The sequence below is a fragment of the Bacillus sp. SIMBA_005 genome, from assembly GCF_046535585.1.
In the GTDB taxonomy this organism is placed as follows: Bacteria; Bacillota; Bacilli; order Bacillales; family Bacillaceae; genus Bacillus; species Bacillus pumilus.
Window position 1 is genome coordinate 1 of the sequence record NZ_JAWRWI010000635.1, and the last position, 261, is coordinate 261.

A 261-nucleotide genomic window follows, 5' to 3' on the forward strand; every position below is an offset into this window, starting at 1 on the left:
ATTTTAAAATACGTCGGAGCGGTTTATTTATGTTACTTAGGTGTCAAGACGTTATGGACGTTAAAAAAGATGCCCGTGCAGTCATCCGTTGTCGATGAGGAGACGCAAATTGACAACAAATATGCGCATCAAACTTGCTTTAAACAAGGTTTCTTAACCAATGTTACAAATCCAAAGGTAGCGGTCTTTTTTTTAACGTTCTTACCGCAATTTGTAGACGGTTCTAACAGCACATTTTTCCCGTTTTTGCTAATGGGGCTT

1 protein-coding gene is annotated in these 261 nt (G+C 38.7%); it reads left to right on the forward strand.

What is annotated here, in order from left to right:
- On the forward strand, nt 1–261 hold a 261-nt coding region (locus SB660_RS21620; protein WP_410584471.1), incomplete at both ends, for a LysE family translocator.